The organism is Mesorhizobium sp. M4A.F.Ca.ET.090.04.2.1 (genome assembly GCF_003999085.1).
Taxonomy (GTDB): domain Bacteria; phylum Pseudomonadota; class Alphaproteobacteria; order Rhizobiales; family Rhizobiaceae; genus Mesorhizobium.
The window spans coordinates 1-4,278 of record NZ_RZOT01000528.1; the positions used below are offsets into that span (position 1 = coordinate 1).

Below are 4,278 nucleotides of genomic sequence, written 5' to 3' on the forward strand. Positions count from 1 at the left end.
GTGGCGTTCGACGAGGCGCTTTCCGGCTTCGAGCTTGCCAATGACCGCAGCCGGGCGATGAAGGTCCAGATCGCCTTTGCATAAGCGTCGGCGGCGCGTTGCATTCCGTTGTGATATCGATAACGTACGGCCATGCAGTCCTCGCCCAAACGCCCGACCATGGCCGATGTCGCGCATCGCGCCAACGTCTCGACGATGACCGTCTCGCGCGCCTTCAAGCGCGACGCCTCGGTCAGCGCCGACACGCGAGACCGCATCCTGCAAGCGGCTGAAGAGCTAGGTTATGTCTTCGACAGCATTGCCGCCAACCTTTCCTCGCGCCGCTCCGGTTTCGTCGCGGTGACGATACCCTCGATCAACAACGCCAACTTCGCCGACACGGTGCGCGGCATGACCGAAGGTTTGCGCGACAGCGGGCTGGAAATCCTGCTCGGCTTCACTGACTACAACGTCGAGGAGGAAGAGCGCCTGGTCGGGCAATTGCTGCAGCGGCGGCCGGAAGCGATCATCGTCACTGGCGGCCGCCACACGCCGCGCTGCCGCAAGATGCTGGCCAATGCCGGCGTGCCGGTGGTGGAGACGTGGGATCTGCCGAGCGACCCGATCGGCCATGTCGTCGGCTTCTCCAACGCCGAGGCCGGGCGGCTGATGGTCGATCATTTCGTCGCGCGCGGCTACTCGAGGCTCGGCTTCATCGGCGGCGACACCTCGCGCGACACGCGCGGCCTCGACCGGCGGCGCGGTTTTTTGGCGGCGCTGCAGGACCGCGGCCTCGACGCCTCGCGTGTCATCGCCTCCGGCGTGCCGCCGATCTCGATGCGCGAGGGCGCGGCCGCCATGGTCGAGATGATCTCGCGCTGGCCCGATACGCAGGCAGTGATGTGCGTGTCCGACCTTTCCGCCTTCGGCGCGCTGATGGAATGCGTGCGGCGCGGCATCAGTGTGCCCGACGACGTCGCGATCGCCGGCTTCGGCGCCTATGACCTTGCCGAGCAGTCGGTGCCGTCGATCACCACGATCGATGTCGGCGCGCATGAGATCGGCATCCGCGTGGCCGAGTTGGTGCTCGATCTGCTCAATGGCCGCCGCGCGGCGGACGACCGGGTCGTCGTCGGCATGACACCCAAGGTGATTGCGCGCCACACGGCTTGAACGCTTTTGGAATGACCAACGGCCGGCAGGATGACCGCCGGCCGTTGGCTGTTCCGACAGATGCTGCCGAAGCCTATTTGCCCCAGATCTTCTTGTATTCGTCGCGGTAGCCGTTGCCAGGGTCGAAGCGGTTGTCCGGGCCACCGTCGAACTCGACATTGTCCGAGGTCACTACGTGCAGCGGCGAGATGTAGCCCGACCATTTCTCGCCGGCCATGGCGCGGTTGAGCTCGTCGACCAGCTGCCAGCCCTGCAGGTTCAGCGGTTCCGCCACCGTCACCTTCTGAAACTGGCTGGAGCGGATGCGCTGGTAGGCCGATTCCGAACCGTCGCCGGCCGCCACGTTGATCGGCGCGTCGGTGCCGGACTTGCCGGCCGCCGCCAGCGACGGCCCCATGAAGTCGAAATAGAGGTCGTTGATCGCCAGCGAATGGGTCCATTCATCGCCGTACTTCTGCAGCAGCGACGTGGTGAGCTGCGGCATGCGCTGCGAGGTCTCGGCGATCGGCGTGTCGACATATTCGAGCACCTTGCCGCCGAGATCTTCGATCTCCTTCTTCATCCGGTCCGCCTTGGCGATGGCGATCTGATAGGTGGAATCGGTGAAGATAATGACGCCGGGCTTGCCCTTGGCATCGACAAAGGCCCAGTCGGCGGCCGCCTTGGAGACTTCCATCGGATCGGTCGAGACGTTGGCGATGATACCGAGGTCGTCGATCGGGCCGACCGTCGGTGCTGCATGCCATGCCGCCATCGGGATCTTGGCGGCCTTGGCCTGCTCCATCGCCGGCTTTTGCTCGACGGCGTCGAAGCCGTTGATGATGATGCCGTCCGGATTGAGCGCCAGCGCCTGGCCAAAGGCCGCCGTGCGGCCGCCGATGGAGCCGGCGCCGTCAAGCGTCTTGACCGTCCAGCCAAGTGCCGCCGCCGCTTCCTCGACGCCCTTGGTGACGCCGAGAATGCCGCCGTTCTTCATGTCGGCGCCAAGCACGACGATCGTCTTGCCCGCGGCCCCCTTAGGCCCTGTCATCGGCCCGTCCCATTTCTCGACCTTGCTGGCGTATTTGTCGACGACGGCCTTGGCGTCGGCCATCGGATCGGCGAGCGCGGTCGAGGCGATGCCGAGCGCCAGGCAGGCGACGCCAAGCTGAAGGACTGTTCTGCGATGCATGCTGTTTCTCCCATTAAGCATTGTTGGTTGTCGTTGTTCGTTGGCTGGTGGCTGGTTGAGTGGCGGCGGGCGGCACCACGGCGCCGCGGCGGCGCTGCGCGTAGCCGGCAATGCCGATCGCGACGAGCAGGGTGACGCCGTTGAACAGCGGCTCGACCCAGAACGAGCCGCCGAACTGCTGGATGCCGGAAATGCCGACGGCGAGGATGACGACGCCGATGATCGTGCCCCAGACATTGACGCGGCCGGGCTTGATGGTGGTCGATCCGAGGAAGGCGCCGACCAGCGCCGGCAGCAGATATTCGAGACCGACGCTGGCCTGGCCGATCCTCAGCTTCGAGGCGAGCAGCACGCCGCCGAGCGCGGTGAGCGCGCCGGAGGCGACGAAGGCGCCCACGACGAATTTCTGCACCGGGATGCCGTTGAGCGCGGCGGCCTTCGGATTGGCGCCGATGGCGTAGAGGTAGCGGCCGATCGGCAGGTATTCGAGCACGAGCCACATCGCCAGCGCCAGGACGACCACGTAGTAGCCGGTGATCGGCAGGCCGAACAGCATCGTGCCGTTGAGGGAGAGGAAGCCGTCGGGAAGCACGCCGACGACCTGCCGGCCGCCGGTGTACCACATGGCCAAAGCATAGAGCACGGTACCGGTGCCGAGCGTGGCGATGAAGGAATCGATGCGCGCCACCTCGACCAGCCAGCCATTGATGAAGCCGGTGAGCACGCCGAGCAGGATGACGATCAGCACCGCGATCGGCCAAGGGATGCCAAAGGCCGTTTGCAGGCTGATGGCCAGGATGTGCCACAGCACGATGCCGTAGCCCACCGTAAGGTCGATGCGGCCCGAGGCCATGGGGATCATCGCCGCAAGCGACAGCATCGCGATGATCGCCTTGTCGGAGATGATCGAGCGCAAATTGAGCAGCGTCGGGAACGTCCGCGGCAGCAGCAACGAGAACAGCACGATGAGCAGCAGCGTCAGGATCGGCAGGCCGTAGACCGGCAGGTAGCGCGAAGCCTTCTGGCCGAGGCTCAGCCCGGAAAGTTCCGACCGGGTCGGCTCCAGCGCCGTCGATTTGATCGAATTCATGGGGGTCCTCCTAGAGCATGATGCCGAAAAGTGTGAGGCGGTTTTCGGACGACATCATGCTCTATCTCTTTGATTTAGAACCGGATTCAAATTTCAGGTCGATTGGACCTGAAATCATCCGGCTCTAGGCGGCTTCGGACACGGAGGCGGCGCGGATGAGCGCAGCCGTCGTCAAGGCATCGCCGGCAAGTTCGCGTACGATGCGGTTATGCGAGAAGACGAGGGCGCGATGGCAGATATGGGCGACCTCCTCGAAATCGGTGGAGACGACGATGACCGCCAGCCCGGCTTCGACGGCCGCCGCGATCAGGCGGTAGATCTCGGCCTTGGCGCCGACATCGACGCCGGCCGTCGGGTCCTCGGCGATCAGCAGCTTGCGGCCCGTCGCCAGCCAGCGGCCGACGACCACCTTCTGCTGGTTGCCGCCTGAAAGCGCCTCGATCGGCAGATGCGGATCGTTGGGTCTCAGCCCCAGCCGCGCGCCGAGTTCCTGCGTCAACTCGCTCTCCCGCGCCGGCTTCATGAAGGAGAATAGTCCACGACCGACCGCCGACGGATTGAGATACATATTCTCGCGCACGGAAAGCGACAGCGCGACCGATTCCTCGGTGCGGTCGCGCGCGATGAGGCCGACGCCGGCGGCAAGGGCGGCACCGACCGAAGACAGGTCGAGGCGCTTGCCGTCGAGCGAGACCGTTCCCTCGAAACGCTCGGCGCCGAACAGCGCGCGGCCGACGGCTTCCTGTCCGGCGCCGCGCAGGCCGACCAGCCCGAGCAATTCGCCGGAGCGCGCCTCGAAGGTGACCGGGCCGACGTTGCCGCAAACGAGGTTTTCGACCTTGAGCCGCTCCGGCCCGTCCTGCCA

General features: G+C 65.6%; 4 protein-coding genes. 1 reads left to right on the plus strand and 3 read right to left on the minus strand.

From position 1 onward, the window contains the following. Positions 1 to 132 precede the first annotated feature (132 nt). The gene (locus EN781_RS27315) at positions 133 to 1,152 is read left to right on the plus strand and encodes a LacI family DNA-binding transcriptional regulator (protein ID WP_189347888.1); all 1,020 of its coding nucleotides are present in this window, start codon (positions 133 to 135) and stop codon (positions 1,150 to 1,152) included. 73 nt (positions 1,153 to 1,225) lie between these two features. On the opposite strand, the gene EN781_RS27320 is transcribed toward EN781_RS27315, so the two are convergent. From EN781_RS27320 to EN781_RS27330, 3 genes are all read right to left on the minus strand, one after another. Further along, positions 1,226 to 2,323 carry a substrate-binding domain-containing protein gene (locus tag EN781_RS27320; RefSeq protein WP_127400512.1) on the minus strand — a complete coding sequence of 366 codons (1,098 nt, stop codon included), beginning with the start codon at positions 2,321 to 2,323 and terminating at the stop codon, positions 1,226 to 1,228. 13 nt (positions 2,324 to 2,336) lie between these two features. Beyond that, entirely contained in the window at positions 2,337 to 3,413 is a 1,077-nt protein-coding gene (locus EN781_RS27325; protein ID WP_126057948.1) for an ABC transporter permease, read from the minus strand. A gap of 124 nt (positions 3,414 to 3,537) precedes the next feature. Then, positions 3,538 to 4,278, minus strand: a 741-nt coding sequence (locus tag EN781_RS27330) for an ATP-binding cassette domain-containing protein (RefSeq protein WP_145965646.1), incomplete at its 5' end; no start/stop codon positions are given.